Origin of the sequence: Sphaerotilus microaerophilus (assembly GCF_023734135.1) — a bacterium.
Classification (GTDB): Bacteria; Pseudomonadota; Gammaproteobacteria; order Burkholderiales; family Burkholderiaceae_C; genus Sphaerotilus; species Sphaerotilus microaerophilus.
Window position 1 is genome coordinate 4,744,522 of sequence record NZ_AP025730.1, and the last position, 20,273, is coordinate 4,764,794.

Annotated in this window: 20 protein-coding genes; 18 read left to right on the forward strand and 2 right to left on the reverse strand. The window is 73.6% G+C overall.

Annotated elements, in window-relative coordinates; genetic code table 11:
• The first annotated feature begins 61 nt into the window (after nucleotides 1-61).
• The 18 genes from NGK70_RS20250 to NGK70_RS20335 all read left to right on the forward strand — a co-directional run bounded on the left by NGK70_RS20250 (nucleotide 62) and on the right by NGK70_RS20335 (nucleotide 17,699).
• The gene (locus tag NGK70_RS20250; RefSeq protein ID WP_251970280.1) at nucleotides 62-610 is read left to right on the forward strand and encodes a pilus assembly FimT family protein; all 549 of its coding nucleotides are present in this window, start codon (nucleotides 62-64) and stop codon (nucleotides 608-610) included.
• Nucleotides 604-1,056 (forward strand): type IV pilin protein, encoded by a 453-nt coding sequence (locus NGK70_RS20255; protein ID WP_251970281.1) that lies wholly within the window; start codon nucleotides 604-606, stop codon nucleotides 1,054-1,056. Before NGK70_RS20250 ends, NGK70_RS20255 begins: the two co-directional genes overlap by 7 nt.
• Before the next feature lie 8 nt (nucleotides 1,057-1,064).
• The gene (locus NGK70_RS20260; RefSeq protein WP_251970282.1) at nucleotides 1,065-1,814 is read left to right on the forward strand and encodes a prepilin-type N-terminal cleavage/methylation domain-containing protein; all 750 of its coding nucleotides are present in this window, start codon (nucleotides 1,065-1,067) and stop codon (nucleotides 1,812-1,814) included.
• On the forward strand, nucleotides 1,795-3,078 hold the full coding sequence (locus tag NGK70_RS20265) for a hypothetical protein (protein ID WP_251973911.1): 1,284 nt from the start codon (nucleotides 1,795-1,797) through the stop codon (nucleotides 3,076-3,078). Before NGK70_RS20260 ends, NGK70_RS20265 begins: the two co-directional genes overlap by 20 nt.
• A 14-nt stretch (nucleotides 3,079-3,092) precedes the next feature.
• A complete protein-coding gene (locus tag NGK70_RS20270) occupies nucleotides 3,093-4,343 on the forward strand; it encodes a type IV pilus modification PilV family protein (protein WP_251970283.1) in 1,251 nt (416 codons plus the stop codon).
• Between the two features lie 128 nt (nucleotides 4,344-4,471).
• On the forward strand, nucleotides 4,472-5,602 hold the full coding sequence (ribD, locus tag NGK70_RS20275; protein ID WP_251973845.1) for a bifunctional diaminohydroxyphosphoribosylaminopyrimidine deaminase/5-amino-6-(5-phosphoribosylamino)uracil reductase RibD: 1,131 nt from the start codon (nucleotides 4,472-4,474) through the stop codon (nucleotides 5,600-5,602).
• A gap of 80 nt (nucleotides 5,603-5,682) precedes the next feature.
• Complete coding sequence (ribBA, locus tag NGK70_RS20280) at nucleotides 5,683-6,783, forward strand: bifunctional 3,4-dihydroxy-2-butanone-4-phosphate synthase/GTP cyclohydrolase II (protein WP_251970284.1); 1,101 nt, start codon at nucleotides 5,683-5,685, stop codon at nucleotides 6,781-6,783.
• 89 nt (nucleotides 6,784-6,872) lie between these two features.
• A complete protein-coding gene (gene ribH, locus NGK70_RS20285) occupies nucleotides 6,873-7,337 on the forward strand; it encodes a 6,7-dimethyl-8-ribityllumazine synthase (RefSeq protein WP_251970285.1) in 465 nt (154 codons plus the stop codon).
• On the forward strand, nucleotides 7,334-7,858 hold the full coding sequence (nusB, locus tag NGK70_RS20290; RefSeq protein ID WP_251970286.1) for a transcription antitermination factor NusB: 525 nt from the start codon (nucleotides 7,334-7,336) through the stop codon (nucleotides 7,856-7,858). Before ribH ends, nusB begins: the two co-directional genes overlap by 4 nt.
• Complete coding sequence (locus NGK70_RS20295; protein ID WP_251970287.1) at nucleotides 7,855-9,099, forward strand: pyridoxal phosphate-dependent aminotransferase; 1,245 nt, start codon at nucleotides 7,855-7,857, stop codon at nucleotides 9,097-9,099. Before nusB ends, NGK70_RS20295 begins: the two co-directional genes overlap by 4 nt.
• Before the next feature lie 54 nt (nucleotides 9,100-9,153).
• On the forward strand, nucleotides 9,154-10,569 hold the full coding sequence (locus NGK70_RS20300) for a serine/threonine-protein kinase (protein WP_251970288.1): 1,416 nt from the start codon (nucleotides 9,154-9,156) through the stop codon (nucleotides 10,567-10,569).
• Nucleotides 10,570-10,571: 2 nt separating this feature from the next.
• Nucleotides 10,572-10,982, forward strand: a complete 411-nt coding sequence (ybgC, locus tag NGK70_RS20305) for a tol-pal system-associated acyl-CoA thioesterase (RefSeq protein WP_251970289.1) — start codon at nucleotides 10,572-10,574, stop codon at nucleotides 10,980-10,982.
• A complete protein-coding gene (gene tolQ, locus NGK70_RS20310; RefSeq protein WP_251970290.1) occupies nucleotides 10,979-11,677 on the forward strand; it encodes a protein TolQ in 699 nt (232 codons plus the stop codon). The genes ybgC and tolQ overlap by 4 nt, the downstream gene beginning before the upstream one ends.
• Nucleotides 11,678-11,704: 27 nt before the next feature.
• Nucleotides 11,705-12,169: a biopolymer transporter ExbD gene (locus NGK70_RS20315; protein WP_251970291.1), complete on the forward strand. Its 465-nt coding sequence runs from the start codon at nucleotides 11,705-11,707 to the stop codon at nucleotides 12,167-12,169.
• Between the two features lie 16 nt (nucleotides 12,170-12,185).
• Nucleotides 12,186-13,295 (forward strand): cell envelope integrity protein TolA, encoded by a 1,110-nt coding sequence (gene tolA / locus NGK70_RS20320; protein WP_251970292.1) that lies wholly within the window; start codon nucleotides 12,186-12,188, stop codon nucleotides 13,293-13,295.
• 159 nt (nucleotides 13,296-13,454) lie between these two features.
• Nucleotides 13,455-14,837 carry an HD-GYP domain-containing protein gene (locus NGK70_RS20325; RefSeq protein ID WP_251970293.1) on the forward strand — a complete coding sequence of 461 codons (1,383 nt, stop codon included), beginning with the start codon at nucleotides 13,455-13,457 and terminating at the stop codon, nucleotides 14,835-14,837.
• A gap of 40 nt (nucleotides 14,838-14,877) precedes the next feature.
• A complete protein-coding gene (locus NGK70_RS20330) occupies nucleotides 14,878-17,382 on the forward strand; it encodes a sensor domain-containing protein (protein ID WP_251970294.1) in 2,505 nt (834 codons plus the stop codon).
• Complete coding sequence (locus NGK70_RS20335; protein WP_251970295.1) at nucleotides 17,379-17,699, forward strand: GNAT family N-acetyltransferase; 321 nt, start codon at nucleotides 17,379-17,381, stop codon at nucleotides 17,697-17,699. The genes NGK70_RS20330 and NGK70_RS20335 overlap by 4 nt, the downstream gene beginning before the upstream one ends.
• A 27-nt stretch (nucleotides 17,700-17,726) precedes the next feature.
• On the opposite strand, the gene NGK70_RS20340 is transcribed toward NGK70_RS20335, so the two are convergent.
• Nucleotides 17,727-18,842, reverse strand: coding sequence for a S1C family serine protease (locus NGK70_RS20340; protein ID WP_251970296.1), 1,116 nt, complete (start codon nucleotides 18,840-18,842; stop codon nucleotides 17,727-17,729).
• A 67-nt stretch (nucleotides 18,843-18,909) separates the two neighbouring features.
• Complete coding sequence (locus NGK70_RS20345) at nucleotides 18,910-20,244, reverse strand: TIGR03862 family flavoprotein (protein ID WP_251970297.1); 1,335 nt, start codon at nucleotides 20,242-20,244, stop codon at nucleotides 18,910-18,912.
• Nucleotides 20,245-20,273: the final 29 nt, after the last annotated feature.

Sequence of the window (20,273 nt, forward strand, 5' to 3'; positions counted from 1 at the left end):
AAGGAAGTCACGCTTCGCGCTGCCTAGACTGGCTCCATTGCCCAGCCAGCCGCCTGCCGCGATGCCCAAGTGCCACCCACGCCCCGCCACCCGAGGTCACACGCTGACCGAGGCGTTGCTCGTCATCGCCCTGTTCGGCGGGTTGCTGGCGAGCGGCATCCCCTCGCTGCAGGCCTACCTGCTGCGCCGCCACCTGCAGGGGCAATCCGCCCAGTGGCTGGCCGACCTGCAGTACCTGCGCGCCAGCGCCATCGGCCGCAATGAGCCGCTGCGGCTGAGCTGGCTGCGTGGCAGCGGGGGCAGCGGCTGGGCGATCCACAGCGGCGATGCCGATGCCTGCCGGGCCGATGGCGACGCCGCCCAACCCATCCGCTGCACGGGTGGCGCCGCGTTGCTGCGCAGTGCCTGGCTGCCGGCCGGCTCGCGGGTGGCGGTGCAGGCCAATGTGGCCTCGATGCGCGTCGATCCGCGCCAGGGCACGGTCACCCCCACCGGAAGCTGGGAGCTGGCCACGCCGGACGGCGTCCGCCTGCGCCATGTCGTCAACCTGCTTGGCCGGGCGCGGGTCTGCACCCCGGCCTCGCCGGTGGCCGGGGTGGCGGCATGCTGAGGCGCACCGCTGGCTTCACGACCATCGAGCTGATGATCGGCCTGGTGGTGCTGGCCATCCTGGCCGCACTGGCGCTGCCGTCCTACCAGCAGCACCTGCGTCGCCTGCGGCGCAGCGAGGCCCTCACCGCCGTGGCGCTGATCCAGCAGGCCCAGGAGCGCCGTCGCGCCGAACAACCCACCTATGCCGGCAGCCTCGGCAGCGGCGGTCTGGGGATGGCCAGCACCGCCCCGAGCGGCCTGTACACCCTCGCCACCGCCAGCACCACGGGCAGCGAAGCCAGCAGCTACAGCGTGAGTGCCACGGCCCAGGGCGCCCAGGGCGCGGACCTGCCCTGCACCCACCTGCGAGTGGACGTCAGCGCCGGCACGATCACCTACCGCTCCGGCGGCAGCAGCCTGCTCGACAACGACGCCGCGGCCAACCGCCGCTGCTGGAACCAGTGAGACCCGCCGTGCGGCCCGGTCCGCTACCCGGCCTGCGGCTAGGCGCGCCACCCCGCGCGACCGGCTTCACCCTGATCGAGGTCCTGCTGGCGCTGGCCCTCGGCCTGCTGCTGGTGGGCAGCCTGGTGAGCGGGGTGATCGCCCACATCGGCGAGCAGCGCCGGCTGCTGGCCCAGGCCAGGCTGAGCCAGGACCTGCGCGCGGTGATGGACCTGGCCAGCCGCGACCTGCGCCGCGCCGGCCACTGGGGCCAGGCCGAGCGCGGCGCACCCGCCGAGCCAGGCCGGCAACCCGAGCCCAACCCGTACACCGGCCTGCACCCGGCCGCAGGGGCCACGGCGGCAGCCCTGGGCCACGCCTACAGCCGCGATGCCGAGGAGAACGGCGTGGTCGACGCCAACGAGCGCTTCGGCCTGCGCCTGAACGGCAACACCGCCGCGCTGGAGTGGCGCGTCTCGGGCGCTGCGCTGGCCCCCGGCAGCGGCGACCAGTGGCAGGCCCTCACCGACCCGGCGCTGCTGCGCGTCACCGAGCTGGAGATCCGCCACGAAGCCGACCGCGTCGACCTGCTGGCCCAGTGCCCCAGCGACCACTGCCCTGATCCGGCCGACCCCGACTGCCCACCCCGGCTGCTGATCCACCGCGTCACGCTGACGATCGAGGCCAGCGACGTGCGTGACCCCGCCGTGCGCCGGCGCCTGCGCAACACGCTGCGGTTGCGCAACGAGGAGTTGCAGGGTGTCTGCCCGGCGCTCTGAACGCGGCGGCAGCGCCCTGGCGCTGGTGCTGGTCCTGCTGATGGGGCTCGGCCTGGCACTGCTGTACAGCCACGGCGCACTGATCTTCGAGCAGCGCAGCAGCGCCCAGCAGGTGCGCGCCACGCTGGCCCTGCACGCGGCCGAGGCAGGCCGCGACTGGGCCATCGCCCTGCTCAACCACCCCGGTGCCATCGATGCCAGCTGCGCGCCGGCCAACGCCAGCCCCAGCAGCCCAGGCGCCCCGGCCAGCGGCCTGCGCGAGCGCTACCTGGCCACCGACCCCGCCACCGGCCTGACCGGCCCGGCCGTGGCGGCCCGGCCTGGCTGCGTGCACGCCGGCGGCACCCGCTGGACCTGCAGCTGCCCCGCCAGCGGCGATGCCGCGCTGAGCGCCGCCGACCCGGCCACGCTGCCGGGCGACCAGCCGGCCTTTGCCGTTGCCTTCAGCCGCGGGCCCCAGCCCGGCAGCCTGCGGCTGGCCGTCACCGGCTGCAGCGGCATCGGCAGCGCCGGTGGCAGCGCCTGCGGCGGCACGGCCGCCGTCGATGCCCGCGTCGACCTGCGCCAGCTGCTGCAGGCGCAGGGCGCCCTGCGGCGGCTGCCGTCGGCCGCGCTGGTCAGCGCCGGCCCGGTGGCGGTGGGCGCCAGCACCACGCTGGTCAACGGCGACCCGTCCAGCGGCGGCCTGACCGTGCAGGGCGGCGCCGGGGTGACCGTGGATCCACTGGCACGCCTGCTGCCACCCGCGGGCCGCGCGCCTGCCGACAGCATCGTGGCAGGCGACGCCAGCCTCGGTGGCAGCGGCGATGCCCCGTGGCGACACTGGTTCGGCCTCTCCGAAAGTGCACTGCGGGCCCTGCCGACCTGGCAGCGCCTGGGCTGCCCTGGCTCCTGCAGCGCTGACCAGGTCAGCGCGGCCCTTGACGCCGGCCACCGCGCCCTCTGGCTGGACGGTGCGCTGCAGGTCAGCAGCGAGGTGACCTGGGGCAGCGATGCACGGCCCGTGCTCTTGGTGGTGCGCGGCGCGGTGCAGCTCAACGGACCGATGCGCCTGCGCGGCCTGCTGATCGCCACCAGCGTCCAGTGGCAGCAGTCCGCCAGCGGCAGCGCGCGCCTGCAGGGCGCCGTGGTCAGCCTGGGCAGCAGCAGCCTGTCCGGCCCGGTGGAACTGGTGCGCGACGCCGCCATCCTGCAGCGCCTGCGCGAGCTGCCCGGCGCCTACCTGCCGGTGCCGGGCAGCTGGCAGGACTTCGACAACCGCTGAACGCCGCCAGCGCCATGGCCACCACCACGTCTCTCCGCGCCATCGCTCGACGCGCCTGCACGCTGCGACGCCGCGGCGGCCTGGCGCTGATCGAGGTGCTGATCGCCACCGCGCTGCTCGGCCTGGGCAGCGCCGCACTGATGCGGCTGCACCTCCACCTGCGCCATGGCAGTGAGGTTGCCCGGCAGCGCGCCGAGGCCCTGCGGCTGGCGGAGGAGGACCTGGAGACCCTGCGCGCCTACACCCGGCTGGACAGCGGCGGGGGCAGTGGTGGAGGTGGCAGCGGTGCGGCCTGGTCGGCGATCGGCAACCTCGCCGCCCAGGAAGTCACCGACCTGGGCGGGCCCACCGTGTACACCCGGTCGCGCTCGGTCAGCCCCGCCGCCGCCCCGGCGCTGAAGTCCGTCACGGCGACACTCGCCTGGACCGACCGCCACGGCGAAGCCCGGCAGCTCAGGCTGCCCACGCTGGTCGCCGGCCTCGACCCGGCCCTGATCGGCGCCCTGCTGCTGCGCCGCGGCGACGAACGCGGACTCGGTGCACTCGGCCGGCACCCGCTCATCCCGGTGACGGCGCGCGAACTCAGCGACGGCCGCATCGCCTACAAGCCGCGCGCCAGCGGCACCCTGACCTGGGTCTTCGATGCGGCCACCGCGCAGGTGACGGCGCGCTGCCAGAGCCCCGCCGGGCTCGCCAGCGCCGACCTCACCGCGGCGCAGATCAGCGGCTGCCGGGCGATCAGCGGCCTGCTGCTGGCCGGCGTGCTGCGCTTTGCCACTCAGGGTGACACGCTCAGGGCCACCGATGCCGAGAACCCGCTGGGCAGCGCGATGGACCTCGACCTGCGCCTGAGCCTGAGCAGCACCGGCCACCCCGACCCGGCCTGGGAATGCGAGGACGACGCCCCCGACGGGGCCCCGCCGGCCGCCACCGCCCAGACCGTGGTGCACTACGCCTGCGTCGTGCAGCCCGCTGGCAACCCGCCCCAGTGGTCGGGCCGGCTCGACGTCGTGCCGCGGGGCTGGGCCATCGCCGATGGGGGCGACGGCGCCCTGCGCATCTGCCGCTACAGCGCCGACCACGATGGCAACGGACGCATCGACAACCGCGAGCACCCCCTGCGCTACGCGGGGGTCGGCGAACCGCTGGGGGACCAGAACTTCCTCGTCGTGCGCGCGGCGGCCGGCTGCCCGCGCGACGCCCCTGCCAGCATGGGCGTGCCGGCCAACTGGGTGGATGACAGCACGGTCGCGCATCAGCCCTGACAATGCGCCATCGCGGTGCGCCTCCGGGGCGCACCGCCCCCTTGTCCCTCTGCATCTCCGTGACCCCTGTACCGAGCTTCCCCACCCAGACCGACCCCACCGCGTACAGCGCCGCCGACCAGGCCCACATGCAGCTCGCGCTGGACCTGGCCGAACAGGCCATCGGCCTGACCGAGCCCAACCCGCGCGTGGGCTGCGTCATCGCCACGCCGCAGGGGCAGGTGCTCGGCAGCGGCCACACCCAGCAGGCCGGCGGGCCGCACGCCGAGGTGATGGCGCTGCGCGCCGCGCGCGAGTCCGCTGGGGATGCGGCCCTGCGTGGCGCCACCGCCTATGTCACGCTGGAGCCCTGCGCCCATCACGGCCGCACGCCGCCCTGCGCCGATGCGCTCCTCGCCGCCGGCATCGCCCGCGTGGTGGCCAGCCTGCGTGACCCCTTTCCCCAGGTGGCCGGCCAGGGGCTGGTCCGGCTGGCCGCTGCGGGCGTGCGGGTGGAGCTGGGCCTGGGCGCCGCTCGCGCGCAGGAGCAGAACCTGGGCTTCTTCTCGCGCGTGCTGCGTGGCCGGCCCTGGGTGCGGCTGAAGATCGCCGCCAGCCTGGATGGGCTGACCGCCCTGCCCAACGGCCGCAGCCAGTGGATCACCGGCCCGGATGCGCGGCGCGACGGCCACGCCTGGCGCCAGCGCGCCGGCGCGGTGCTCACCGGCATCGGCACCGTGCGCGACGACGACCCGCGCCTGGACGTGCGCCTGGTGCCCAGCCCGCGCCAGCCGCTGCGCGTGCTGCTCGACAGCGGCCTGGCCGTCGACGCCAGCGCCCGGCTGCTGCAGCCGCCCGGTGACGTGCTGGTCTACACCGCGGCGGCGCCGGCCTGCGACCCCGGCTTCGACCCTGCCCGCATCCAGGTCATCCCCGCCCCGCCGCCGGACTCCGTGGCCGACGACCAGGCCCGCACCCGCGTGCACCTGGACAGCGTGCTGGCCGACCTGGCGCAGCGCGGCGTCAATGAACTGCACGTCGAGGCCGGGTACACGCTCAACGGCGCCTTCATCGCCGCCGACCTGGTCGACGAGCTGCTGCTCTACCTCGCCCCCAAGCTGCTCGGCCAGGGCCGCGGGCTGGCGTCCTTCGGGCCGCTGGTCACGCTCGACGGCGCGCCGCAGCTCGACTTTCAACGCATCGATCGCATCGGCGACGACCTGCGTGTGCTCGCCCGCCCGCGCGGGCGGCTCGCCGGCTGGCTCACTGACGCGGCCTGACGGCCCCCGCAAGCGCCGCCACGCGCCCGGCCGTCGGCCCTGCGGCGCGCGGCGGCTGACGCGGCGCCTACAATCCCAGGATGGCGATATCACCGATTCCTGAGCTGGTGGCTGAAATGGCGGCCGGCCGCATGGTCATCCTCGTTGACGAGGAAGACCGCGAGAACGAAGGCGACCTGGTCATGGCCGCCGACCTCGTGACCCCCGAGGCGGTCAACTTCATGGCCAAGTACGGCCGTGGACTGATCTGCCTGACGCTCACGCGCGAGCGCTGCGAGTTCCTGCAGCTGCCGCCGATGGCGCCGCGCAACGGCACCAAGCACGGCACCGCGTTCACCGTGTCGATCGAGGCGGCCGAGGGCATCTCCACCGGCATCTCGGCGGCCGACCGGGCCCGCACCGTGCAGGTGGCGGTGGCCCGCGAGACGCAGCCGCGCGACCTGGTGCAGCCCGGCCACATCTTCCCGCTGCAGGCGCAGGACGGCGGCGTGCTCATGCGCGCCGGCCACACCGAGGCCGGCTGCGACCTGGCCCGCATGGCCGGGCTGGCCCCCGCGTCGATGATCTGCGAGATCATGAACGATGACGGCACCATGGCCCGCCTGCCCGAGCTGGAGGTGTTCGCCAGGGAGCACGGCATCAAGATCGGCACCATCGCCGACCTGATCGCCTACCGCAGCCGCAACGAATCGCTGATCGAGCGCCTGGGTGAGCAGGCACTGACCACGCCCTGGGGCGATTTCCGCTGCAGCACCTACCGCGACCGCACCGGCCAGGTCCACCTGGCGCTGGCCGTGGGCCAGTGGCAGCCCGAGGACGAGGTGCTGGTGCGCGTGCACGAGCCGCTCTCGGTGCTGGACCTGCTGGACGCCAGCAACCGCCACTCCTGGGCCCTGCCCAAGGCGTTGACGGCGCTGCAAGCGGCTGGGCGCGGTGTCGCCGTGCTGCTCAATGCCGGACACGACGCCGAGGCCCTGCTCGGCCTGATCGCCCCCGCGACCACCGCGTCGGGGGCGACCGCCCGGCCCAGCGCGGCCGACCTGCGCACCTACGGCGTGGGCGTGCAGATCCTGCTGCAGCAGGGCGTGCGCCGCATGAAGCTGCTGAGCAACCGCCGTCGCATGCCCAGCATGACGGGCTACGGGCTGGAAGTCACCGGCTTCCTCTCCACGCAGGACTGAAACCCCGGCGGCAGGTTCCCGCCGCGGTGCGGCCCGCGCGGGCCGGTGCCGTGGCGAGGCCGTCGCGCCAAACCAACGAGGACCGACCCATGCAGGGTGCAGACAAGGGCGTTACCGCCGAACTCAACGGCGAAGACCTGCACGTGGCCATCGTGCAGGCCCGCTTCAACGCCGCCATCACCGAGCAGCTGGCCGAGAGCTGCATCGCCGAGTTGCTGGCGCTGGGCGTGGCGCGCAAGCACATCCGTCACGTCACCGTGCCGGGCGCGCTGGAGATCCCCATCGCACTGCAGACCCTGGCCGAGACCAAGGACCACGACGCGCTGATCGCCCTGGGCTGCATCATCCGCGGCGAGACCTACCACTTCGAACTGGTCGCCAACGAGAGTGGCGCGGGCGTGACCCGCGTGTCGCTGGACCACGGCCTGCCAGTCGCCAACGCCATCCTCACCGTCGAGAACGAGGCCCAGGCCTGGGCCCGCGCCGAAGAGAAGGGCCGCGACGCCGCCCGCGTGGTGGTCGAGATGGCCAACCTGCTGGGAGACCTGACGTGAACGCCCCTTCGGAAACCCCCGGCACCCGCGGCGCCCCTGCGGGCCCGAGCCCATCCGCCCAGAAGCCGCCGCGGCCCAAGTCGGCCCGCCGCCGCTCTCGCGAGCTGGCTCTGCAGGGTCTGTACGAGTGGCAGGTCAACCGTGCCGAGGCCCGCGTGGTGCATGCCCACATCCGCGAGCAGGACGAGTACAACCTCTGTGACAGCACCCACTTCGACGCCCTGCTGAGCGGCTGCATCGAGCAGGTCGCCATGCTGGACGCCGAGTTTGCGCCGCACCTGGACCGCAAGGTCACCGAACTGTCGCCGGTCGAGCACGGCGTGCTGCTGATTGGCACCTACGAGCTGCAGCACTGCCTGGACGTGCCCTATCGCGTCGTCATCAACGAGGCGGTCGAGCTGGCCAAGGTCTACGGCGGCACCGACGGCCACAAGTTCGTCAACGGCGTGCTCGACCGCACCGCCAAGGACCTGCGCGCCGCCGAGGTGGCCGCCTACCGGCCCGCCCCGCGCAAGGGATGACGAGCGCCCTCGCGTCGACCATGTCGGTCATGCCGACGGTGGCCGCGCCGCGCCTGGCCCGGCGCGTCGAGGTCATCGAGCCCTTCTGGGTGATGGAGTGCGCCAAGGCGGCCGACGTGATCGCCCGCAGCCCCGCCTGCGACCCGTTGCTCGGCGGCGAGCCGATGATCTACCTGAACATCGGCGAGCCCGACTTCACCGCACCGCCGCGCGTACAGGCCGCGGCGCAGCGCTGCATCGAATCCGGCCGCACGCAGTACACCCCCGCCACCGGCGCGCCGGCGCTGCGCGAGGCCATCGCGCAGTGGTACGCCACGCGCTGGAACGTGCCCGTCGACCCGGCACGCATCGTGGTCACCGCCGGTGCCTCCGCGGCGCTGCAGCTGCTCACGCTCGCACTGGTCGAACCGGGCGATGAATTCCTGATGCCCGACCCCTGCTACCCCTGCAACCGCCACTTCATGACGGCGGCCGGGGGCAGCGCGCGGCTGTTGCCGGCCGGGCCGGCGCAGCGCTTCCAGCTCGACGCCGCCTCGGTGGACGCCGCCTGGGGCCCGGCCACGCGCGGCGTGATGCTGGCCTCGCCGTCCAACCCCACCGGCACGCGCATCGCCTTCGACGAGCTGGAGCGCATCGTCGCCGCGGTGCGCCAGCGCGGCGGACTGACGATCGTCGACGAGATCTACCTCGGCCTGAGCTACGACGACCCGGCGCTCGGTGCGGCACGCAGCGCGCTGGAACTCGGCGATGATGTGCTGGTGGTCAACAGCTTCTCGAAGTACTTCGGCATGACCGGCTGGCGCCTGGGCTGGCTGGTGCTGCCACCCGCGCTGGTCGCCCCCATCGAGAAGCTGGCGCAGAACCTCTACATCTGCGCCTCGTCGGTGGCCCAGCACGCGGCGGTGGAGTGCTTCCACCCCGACAGCCTGGCCGAATGCGAGCGCCGCCGCGACGAGATGCGCGCGCGCCGCGACTTCGTCGTGCCCGCACTCGAAGCGCTCGGCCTGCCGGTGCCGGTGCAGCCCGACGGCGCCTTCTACGTCTGGTTCGACACGAGCCGCCACGCCGCCGACAGCTGGACCTTCTGCTTCGACATGATGGAGCGTGCCCACGTCGCGCTGACCCCGGGACGCGACTTCGGCCTGGCCGACACGGGACGCTACGCCCGGCTGTCCTTCGCCAGCGCCCTGCCCCAACTGCGCAGCGCGCTGGGCCGCCTGGAGCGTGTCCTGGCAGGCTGAATCCGGGGTATCGTCTCGATTTCGCATTTCGATGCGGCCCAACCACCAGCGCCCATGAACCGTCCAGAACGAGAGCGCGCCCTCGCGGCCGAAGACCGGCGCGCGACCACCGAGACCGCGCCTGGCCTGAGCTGGACCGACGAGGTGGCCACCCTGGCTCCCGACCCCTCGCTGGGCGACACCACCGGCCCCATCACCGAGCCGGCGCCATTGACCATGCCCGGGGAGCTGGGCCCCGAACTCACCGGCCCGCTCGACAGCGAATGGATGCGCCTGCCCAGCGACGACGAGGCCGAGCGCCGTGCCCTGGCGCGCGCGCCGCTGCCGCTGGGCGATACCGGCCTGGACGCCGTCGATACCCAGCGCCTGCACCCGCCTCCGGGCCCCCAGGCGCCGCCGGTGAGCAGCAGCGTGATGCCGCTGTCGGGCCAGATCGGCCGCTACACCCTGGAACACCGGCTCGGCTCCGGCGGACTGGGCACGGTCTGGTCGGCCTATGACACCGTGCTGGCGCGCCAGGTGGCCATCAAGACGCTGCCGCTGCACATGCCCGCGGCCGAACGCGAGGCGATCGCCGAGCGCGTGCTCGACGAGGCCCGCGCCGCCGCCCGCCTGAGCCACCCGCACATCGTCACGGTGCACGACGCCGGCATCGCCGGCGAGGGCGCCTACCTGGCGATGGAGCTGCTGCGCGGCAAGGACCTGGCCGAGCTGCTGCGCAGCGGCTGGCAGCCCACGCCCGAGCAGGCTGCGCTGATCGTGCGGCGCGTCGCCGACGCGCTGGGCTACGCGCACAGCAAGGGCGTGATCCACCGCGACATCAAGCCGGCCAACATCTTCATGGTCGGGCGCACCCGCCCGGTGGTGCTGGACTTCGGCATCGCCCGGCTGATCCATCAGGATGGCGACAACGGCCCGGCACTGGGCTCGCCCTACTACGCCGCGCCCGAGCAGTTCGACGGGCGCGAGTGCGACCAGCGCAGCGACGTCTACTCGCTCGGCGTGGTGCTCTACGAGCTGCTGTGCGGCCTGCGGCCCTACCAGGGCAGCCGGCTGCAGGAGATCCGCGCGGCGGTGCGCGCCGGCAATGCGCCGCCGCCCAGCCAGTACCGGGCGGGCGTCCCCGCGGCGCTGGAAGCCATTGCGATGCGGGCCATCTCCCGCGACCCGGCGCAGCGCCAGCGCTCGGCCGGTGCGCTGGCGCGCGAGCTGCGCGCCTGGCTGGCCGGCCTGGCCCCCACGGAAACGCCCTCGGGCGCCGCCGAGGCGCCCCGCCCCGTGCCCCTGCCCAGCACCGGTCTGGGCGGCCTGGGTGCCCTGCCTAGCTACCCCCCTCCTGCGGTGCCGGCGCTGCACGGCCCCGACGACGACGCCCCCAGCAGCAGCCACCCGCTGCGCAGCCTGATCTGGGCCGTGGCGGGCACGGCCATCGCGGTGCTCGCTGCCTGGCTGCTGTGGAAGGCCCGCTGACGATGGGTACGGCAGCGACGTACCACTGGCCGGTGCGCATCTACTGGGAGGACACCGACGCTGGCGGCGTGGTCTTCTACGCCAACTACCTGAAGTTCTTCGAGCGCGCCCGCACCGAGTGGCTGCGCGACCTGGGCTTCTCGCAGCAGGCCATGCGCGACACGGACGCCGCCATCTTCGTCGTCACCGACACGGCGGTGCAGTACCGCCAGCCGGCGCGGCTCGACGACGAGCTGCGCATCACGGTGCAGCTCGTCGAGGCCGGCCGCGCCAGCCTGGCGCTGCAGCAGCAGGCGCTGCGCGGCGACACGCTGCTGGCCGAGGGCCGCATCCGCATCGGCTGCGTCGATGCCGGGAACTTCCGGCCGCGCCGCATCCCCAACGCCATCCTGGAACGGATCAACCCTGCATGAATCAGGACCTCAACATCCTGCACCTCGTCACCCAGGCCAGCCTGGTGGTGCAACTCGTGATGGCCATCCTGCTGATGGTGTCGCTGGCCAGCTGGACGGTGATCTTCGGCAAGCTCGTCGGCCTGCGCCGGGTGCGTGGCGACAACGATGAATTCGAGCGCGAGTTCTGGTCCGGCCGGCCGGTGAACGAGCTGTTTGCGCAAAGCGAGCGGCGCGCCGAGCAGGGCGCGCCGATGGAACGCATCTTCACCGCCGGCATGCGCGAGTTCATGAAGCTGCGCGAACGCCGCGTGGCCGACAGCGGTGCGCTGCTCGACGGTGCCCGCCGCGCGATGCGCGCCAGCTTCCAGCGCGAGCTGGACACGGTCGAGTCCAACCTCTCCTTCCTCGCCACGGTCGGCTCGGTGTCGCCCTACGTCGGCCTGTTCGGCACGGTGTGGGGGATCATGCACGCCTTTTCGGGTCTGTCGAACCTGCAGCAGGTCACGCTGGCCACGGTCGCCCCGGGCATCGCCGAGGCGCTGGTGGCCACCGCGATCGGCCTGTTTGCCGCCATCCCCGCGGTGATCGCCTACAACCGCTTCGCCCGCGACATCGACCGCATCGCGATCCAGTTGGAGACCTTCATGGAGGAGTTCTCCAACATCCTGGCGCGCAACGTCGCCCAGGCGCCCAGCGGCGGCAACGCCCGCTGACCGGTCGCCGCCGCAGGACCACCGCGCATGGCCGCCGTCGCCTCCCGCCGAACCGGATCGCGCCGCCGCACGATCTCGGAAATCAACATGGTGCCCTTCATCGACGTGATGCTGGTGCTGCTGATCATCTTCATGGTCAGCGCCCCGCTGATGACGCCGGGGGTGATCGACCTGCCCAGCGTCGGCCAGGCCCAGCGCCAGCCCGACCGGGTCGTCGAGGTGATCCTCGACAGCACCGAGGCGCTGCGCCTGAAGGTCAGCGGCGCACCGGTGCAGGCCGAGGGCACGGCGGTGAACAGCGAGGGCGAGCGCATCACCCTCAAGCAACTGACCGCGCGGGTCAAGGCGCTGCAGGCCGGCTCGCAGCAGGTGCCCGTGGTGATCTCGGCCGACAAGGGCGTCAAGTACGAGGCCGTGGTCAAGGTGATGGACACTCTGCAGCGCGCCGGCATCGTGCGCGTGGGCCTGGCGGTGCGCACCACCGGCGCCTGACTTGGAACACACGGGCTTGAACACCGGCACGGCCACCATCCTGCACCGCCCCCCGTCGGCCGACGGCCTCGGGCTGGGCAGTGTGCTGTCCCTGGCGGTGCACCTGGGGCTGGTGGCCGCCCTGGCGGTGAGCGTGAGCTGGCGGCGCCACAGCGTGCAGCCAGTCAGTGCCGAGCTCTGGGCAGCGGTGCCCCAGGTGGCCGCCCCGCCCGCCCCCGCCGGCACGCCGGCCGAGGCGCCCAGCGTCGCGTCGCCTCCCCTGCCGCCACCGGTGCCAGCTCCCGCCCCCCGCCCAGCCCCTGCTCCGCCCTCACCCCCGCCCGCACCCACACCGGCACAGCAGGCAGCCGCCCGCGCCGAGGCCGACATCGCCACCGAGCGTGCCCGGCGCCAGCGCGAAGCCGAGGACAAGCGCCAGGCCGAGCAGGAGCGTGCCGAGAAGGAAGCCAAGCGCGAGCTGGCACGCAAGAAGGCGGCCGAGAAAGCCGAAAGGGCCGAGGCCGAGCGGCTCGCCGCGCAGAAGCAGGCCGACAAGCTCGCGGCAGACAAGCTGGCCGCCGACAAGAAGGCGGCCGAGAAGAAGACCGCCGAAAAGCTGGAAGCGGAACGCAAGCTCGCCGATCGCAAGGAAGCCGAGCGGCGTGCCGCGGAAGAGGCCCGGACCGAGAAGGCCCGTGCCGAGCAGGTGGCCCGGCTGCGCGAGGACGCCCTCAAGCGCATGCAGAACCAGTTGGGTGGCACCGGCGGCGGTGCAGGCAGCAGTGGCAGCGGCAACAGCCCGGCCACCACGGGCAGCACCGCAGCGGGCACTGGCGCCCCCGGCTCCACGGGCACCGCTGCCCGCAGCGCCGCCCCGTCGGCCGGCTACGAGGGGCGCATCCGGGCCCGCATCCTGCCCAACATCGTCTACACCGGGCGGGTCAGCCGCTCGATCGTGGCCGATGTGGAGATCCGCGTCGCCAACGACGGCACGATCATCGGCAAGCGCCTGACCAAGTCCAGCGGCGTGCCCGACTGGGACGAGGCGGTGCTGCGCGCGATCGAGAAGACCGAGATGCTGCCGCGCGACACCGACGGCCGCATCCCGCCGGTCATGACGATCAGCCTGGACCCCGGCAGCCGCTGAGGCCGCGTGCCCCCCTTTTTGGGGAGGCCCGTCACGCCTGCTTGCAACTCGCGCCCAGCCCGACGGGGGCGAGCGCTCAAGTCGGCAGAGTCGGTCACCGATATGGCTTGCAGATGCCTGGTTTCGCCAGGCCCCACCTGCTTCGCCGCATCGCCTGCCATGACCGCCACTGCCAACCTGCTCGTCGACGTCGACCGCCTGCGCCCCGGCATGTTCATCCAGCTGGACCTGGGCTGGATGGAACACCCCTTCCCGCGCAGCCGCTTCCGCCTGGCCGACGACCAGCAGATCGACGCGCTGCGCGAGCTGGGCCTGCGCCGCGTGAAGGTGCGCGCCGACCTGAGCGACCCACGCGCCTTCGACGTGCCGGCCGAGGCAGCGACTGAAGCGCCCCATGCTGCCGATACCACCGATACCGCCGATGCCGCCCACGCGATCGACGCCGCCGCGCCCACGGCAGCGGCCGTGGCGGCCGTCGAGGTGGCACAGGCAGCGCTCACGCTGGCGGTACGCCCGGCGGCCGATGCGGCCGTGCTGCGGCGCGAACGCCTGCGCGCCCAGCACGAGAGCCTGGCGCGCAGCGAACGCCTGCACGCCCAGGCCAGCCGGGCCTGGCAGGGCATCACCCGCGACGTGCTGCAGCACCCCACCCTGGCGCGCGACACCGCCACCGGCCTGGCCTCGGCGATGGTCACCCAGCTCTGCGAGGACGACAGCACCACCATCCGCATGCTCAGCGAAGCGGCGGGCACCACCAGCTCCCAGCACGCGATCAACGTCACCGTGCTGTCGCTGATGCTGGCGCGCAGCCTCGGCCTGGACGAGGCCCAGCTGCACAGCGTCGCACTGGGCGCGCTGCTGCACGACATCGGCAAGCTGCTGCTGCCCGACCACCTGCGCCACCTCGACTCGGACAGCAGCGCGCTGGCCGGGCGCGAACAGCGCGAACACGTGTCGCAGGGCCTGCGCCTGGGCATGTCGATGGGGCTGGACGCCGCCACCCTGCAGGTGATCGGCCAGCACCACGAGCTGCGCGACGGCAGTGGCCTGCCGCAGGGCCTGCGCGGCGACGAGATCGCCCGGCCGGCGCGCATCGTCACCCTCGTCAACCTCTACGACCGCCTGTGCAATCCGCGCCACAAGGGCGTGCCGCTGCGCACCCCGCACGAGGCCCAGGCGCTGCTGTACGCCCAGCGGCGCAACCAGCTCGACACGGAGGTGCTCACCGCCTTCGTCAAGCTGCTGGGCGTCTACCCGCCGGGCTCGGTGGTGCAGCTCAGCGACGAGCGCATGGCGATGGTCGTCTCGGTCCACCCGATGCACCCGCTGCGCCCGAGCGTGTTGGTCTACGAGCCGCGCGTCGCCCCGGACGATGCCCTGCTGCTGCACCTGGTGCAGGAGACCGACCTGAGCGTGCGCCGCAGCCTGCACCCGCAGCACCTGCCGCGCGCGATGCTGGACTACCTGTCGCCGCGCGAGCGCGTCAGCTACTACTTCGCCCACGGCCTCGAACCGCTGCCGGCGCAACCCGTGGCGGCCTGACGCCCGCCGCGCGCCCGGCCCGACCCTGGCTACCACGGCCATGTCCACACCCCTCGTTCTGCAGCCCCTGCTGGACGCCCTGCTGGAGGCCGCCTGCCTGATCGATGGCAGCAGCCTGCGCGTGCTGGCGGCCAACCGCAGCGCCGCCGAGCTCTGGGGCTGTCCGGTCGGCGAGCTCGTCGGCCTGCCGGTGGAGGACCTGGCCACGACACCGGAAGACCAGCTGTTCTGGATGCAGCTGGCGAGCTGGCCGCGCAGCGCGCCGCTGCACTCCGACAGCCTGATCGTGCGCGCCGACGGCAGCAGCCGCGACGTGGAGCGCCGCATCAGCACCCTGGCGCTGCCCGACGGCCGCGAGGGCTGGCTGCTCACGCTGGTCGACCAGACCGAGCGCCGCCGCGCCGAGCACGAGGTGGAGCGGCTGATGGGCGAGCTGGGCGCCACGCTGAGTTCCTCGCGCGACGCCATCCTGGTCACCGACCTGGCCGGCCAGGTGCGCTCCTGGAACCCCGCCTTTGCCCGCCTGTGGCAGCTGCCGCGCGGGCTGGATGCACGCCGCGAGTCCGGCCGCATCGCCCGCACCCTGGCAGCAGCACTGCCCGACGGCCCGGCCTACGCCCGGCGCCTGGTGCAGCAGCAGGCCCTGCTGCTGCAGGCCCGCCAGGCGCCCTGCCTCGATGACCCGCAAAGCGACCGCGACGCCACCGGACCCCTGGCCACCGACCGGATCGAGCTGAGCGACGGGCGCACCCTGGAGCGCCGCCTGCTGCCGCAATACGGCCAGGGCCAGGTGGTCGGCTGGGTGCAAGTCTGGCGCGACCTGACCGCCCAGCTGCTCGACCAGACCCGGCTGGAGCTGGCCGGCCAGGTGTTCGACTCGATCCTGGACGCCGTGCTGATCACCGACCCGCAGGGCGCGATCCTCAGCGCCAACCCGGCCGCCGAGCGCCTGTGCGGCCGCTCCGACGCCGCACTGCGGGGCACCCCGCTGGCCGAGCTGCTGGGCGAGGCCGACGGCAGCGCCCTCGCCGCCCACCGGTTCATGCTGGGCACGGCCGCGCCGCGCTGGTTTGGCGAGCTGCTGCTGGCCACGCCGCAGGGTGCGGCGCCGGTGCAGGCCACGCTGGTGCGCAGCGGCGGCGACGGGCCGAACAGCGCCGGCTGCATCGCCGTGCTGCGCGACCAGCGCGAGCGCAAGGCCGCCGAGCGGCAGATCGCCGAGGCAGCCCACACCGACCCCCTCACCGGCCTGCCCAACCGCATCGGCCTGATGGAGCAGCTCGCCCTCGCCACGTCCGGCGCCCCGGCCACGGCGGCCACTCCCTGCGCGCTGCTGCTGATCGGGCTGGACCGCTTCAAGCACGTCAACGACTCGGTGGGCCACCGCCAAGGCGACGAGGTGCTGTGCGAAACCGGCCGGCGCCTCAGCCAGGGCCTGCGCCTGGGCGACCAGGTGGCCCGGCTCGGCGGCGACCTCTTCGGCGTGCTGCTGCCCGGCAGCGACGCCGGCACTGCCGAGGCGGTCGCGCGCCGCCTGCTGCAGTCGCTGCGGCAGGACCTCGTCGTTGACGACCTGAGCCTGGCCCTGTCGGCCAGCGTGGGCATCGCGCTGTATCCGCATGACGCCCGCGACGCCGCCGAGCTGCTCGCCCACGCCGACCGCGCGATGCACCGCGTCAAGGAGGGCCACGGCGGCGACCTGCGCTTCTACCAGCCGCAGATGAACGTCGACCGGCTCGACCACATCCGCCTCGACCACGCGATGCGCCGCGGCCTGGCCCAGGGCGACTTCCACCTCGCCTACCAGCCCCAGGTCGACCTGCCCAGCGGCGCGGTGGTCGGCGTGGAGGCGCTGTGCCGCTGGACCGACCCCGACCTGGGCGCCATTTCACCCACCCGCTTCATCCCGGTGGCCGAGGACACCGGCTTCATCACCGAGCTGGGCAACTGGGTGCTGGACGAGGCGGTCGCGCAGGCCGCACGCTGGCGGGCCGCGGGCCACCCGCTGCCGGTGTCGGTGAACGTGTCGAGCCTGCAGTTCCAGCAGCCGGCCTTCGTCCACCGCGTGGCCCGCGTGCTGCAGGACAGCCGCCTGCCGCCCGAGCTGCTCGAACTGGAGCTGACCGAAAGCATCCTGGTCGGCGACATCGACGCCGTGCTGCTGCAGCTGCGCGCCCTGGCCGCGCTGGGTGTGCGCCTGGCGATCGACGACTTCGGCACCGGCTACTCCAGCCTGGGCTACCTCAAGCGCCTGCCGATCCACCGGCTCAAGATCGACCGCAGCTTCATCCAGCGCCTGCCCGAGGACGCCAGCGACGCGGCCATCACCCGCACCATCGTCGAGCTGGGCCGCGCCCTGCACCTGCGCGTGATCGCCGAGGGCGTCGAGACCGAGGCCCAGCGCGAACACCTCGCCAGCCTGGGCTGCGACGAGTTCCAGGGCTGGCTCTACGCCCCGGCCCTGCCCGTTGCGGCGCTGCAGGAGCGCCTGGGCTGGGCCCCGGCGGCACCGGGCGCCCCGGCTTGGGCGACACTGGCGGCATGAGCCAGCCCGACCCGACCTCCCCGTCAGCACCGATCGTCGTCACCCACCGCCCCGAAGCCGCGCGCTTCGAGGTCGAGACCGACGGCCACCTCAGCATCGCCACCTACCAGCTCGACGCCGAGCGCCGCCGCGTGGTGTTCGACCACACCGGCGTGCCCGCCGTACTGCAGGGCCGCGGCATTGCTGCCGAGCTGGTGCGCAGCGCGCTGGCCTGGGCCGAGGCCGAGCGCCTGCAGGTGGTGCCGCGCTGCTCCTACGTGGCGGTGTACATGCGCCGCCACCCGGAAACCCACCCGCTGCTCGAACCGCGCGGCTGAACGGCCCGAGCCGCGCAGCGGCCGGCCTCAATCGCGCAGGTCGATCACCTTCACCTTGACCTTGCGCTCCCGCTCATTGCGCAGGACGGTCAGCTCGACGCTGTTGTTCACGCCCGCCTTCTCCAGCTCGCTGACGAAGGTGGAGAGCGTCTCCACCGGCCGGCCATTGACGCCAACGATCACGTCGCCCAGCTCGCCCGTGCGGCGGTTGTAGGGCTGCAGCCCGGCGGCGGCAGCCGGTGTGCCGCGGCCCACCTCGGCCAGCACCACGCCGCTCACGCCGGCACGCGCCACCAGGTCCGGGCGCACCGGCGTCACGCCGATGCCCGGTAGCGGCGCGCGGCCCTTGCTGATCAGCGCCGGCACCACGCGGTTGACCAGGTCGGCGGGGATCGCGAAGCCAATGCCCGAGGAGCTGCCGCTGGCCGAGCGGATCGCCGAGTTCACGCCGATCAGCCGCCCGGCGCTGTCCATCAGCGGGCCGCCCGAGTTGCCGGGATTGATGGCGGCGTCGGTCTGGATCACGCCAACGACTTCGCGGAAGTTGGCGGTCGGCAGCTCCCGGTCCAGCGCGCTGACCAGCCCCTTGGTGAGCGTGCGCTGCAGGCCGAAGGGGTTGCCGATGGCGTAGACCGACTGGCCGATCTTCAGGTCGCGCGAGCTGCCCAGCGGGATGGGCCGCAGCTCGCGCGGCGGCTTGACCAAGCGGATCACCGCCAGGTCGTACTCCGGCGCCACGCCCACCGGCTCGGCGGCGATCGGCTTGCCCGCGTCGAGCTGCACGAACACCCGGCGCGCACCCTGCACGACGTGGAAGTTGGTGACGATGTGGCCCTGCGTGTCCCAGACGAAGCCGCTGCCCGCGCCCTGGCTGACCTCGGCCCCACCGAAGAGGTTGCGCTGCTCGCTCTCCGTGGTGATGTAGGCCACCGACGGCGCGGCCTGCTCGAACAGGTTGATCACCGCCTGCTCGTCGCCCAGCAGCGCGCCGCGCGGGCTGACGCTGCGCGGCGCCGCATCGCGCGGCTCACGGGCGGTCGAGATGCCGGACAGCAGCAGGCCGGAGGCAGCGACCAGGGAGGCCACCGCGGTGAACAGCAGGCCGGCGCGGCGGGCAAGGGGAGAAAGAGGCGCAAGGGTCATGGCAAGCGGGGTGCTGGGGCGAGGTGGACGGGCAATGAGACGGGAAATGAGGGTCGGCAGGCGAGCTTCAAGGTGCCGCCGTGGCTCCGGCCTGCCGCTGCTGCACCCACCAGTCGGCCAGCCCTGTACCCGCCACCCGCCCGCTGGCGAAGCAGGCCGTGAGCAGGTAGCCGCCGGTGGGCGCCTCCCAGTCGAGCATCTCGCCGGCGCAGAACACGCCCGGCAGGGCGCGCAGCATCAGCCGCTCGTCCAGGCCCTGCGGGCCCTCCAGCCGCACGCCGCCCGCGCTGCTGATCGCTTCCTCGACCGGCCGCGGCGCGTTCAGCACGATCGGCAGCGCCTTGATGCGCGCCGCCTGCGCGGCCGGGTCGGCCAGCAGCGCGGCCCAGGCGGCGGCGTCCAGCCCCTCGCGCAGCAGCGCCGCCTTCACGCCGTGCAGGCCGGCGTGCTCGCGCAGGTGGTTGGTCCAGGAGCGCGCCCCGCGCCCACGCGCCAGGGCCTGGCGCAACTCGTCCTCGCTGCGCTGCGGCTGCAGGTCCAGGTGCACCGTGGTCGGGCCACCCGCGGCGATGTCGTCGCGCAGCTGTGCGCTGGCGGCGTAGACCAGCACCCCTTCCAGGCCGTAGGCGCTGACCACCGCCTCGCCGGCTCGGTCAAAGCGCCGCCCCTGCCGGTCGACGTGCGCCAGCCGGATGCCCTTGAGCGGCTCGCCGGCGAACTTGCTGCGCAGGTGCTCGCTCCAGGCCACCTCGAAGCCGCAGTTGGCGCTGACCAGCGGTGCCACCTCCACGCCCGCCGCGCACAGCCAGGGCTGCCAGGCGCCGTCCGAGCCCAGCCGCGGCCAGCTCGCACCGCCCAGCGCCAGCACAACAGCGTCGGCCGCCACGCTCGTCGCGCCCACCGGGCCGTCGAAGCCCAGGCGCCAGCCCGGGCCACGCGCGTCATCGGCGCTGCGCTCCAGCCGGCCGTTCCAGCGGTGCCGCATGTGCAGCTTCACCCCGCCCGCGCGCAGCCGGTGCAGCCAGCCACGCAGCAGCGGCGCGGCCTTCATGCCGGCCGGAAAGACCTTGCCCGAGCTGCCGACGAAGGTGTCGACACCCAGCCCGGCCGCCCAGTCGCGCAGGCCCTGGGCATCGAGCCCAGCCAGCCAGCGGCCCACCGCGTCGGCCCGCACACCGTAGCGGGCACGGAACGACTCGGCCGGCTCCGAGTGCGTCAGGTTCAGCCCGCCCTTGCCCGCGAGCAGGAACTTGCGCCCCGCCGACGGCATGGCGTCGTAGACATCGACGTGGGCACCCGCGGCCAGCAGCGCCTCGGCAGCCATCAGGCCGGCTGGCCCGGCCCCCACGATCACGACCCGCAGGCCCATCGAGGCCCGGGAAACTTCAGGAACAGCATTCATCACGCCAGTCTAGGCGCAGTGGGCAAAGG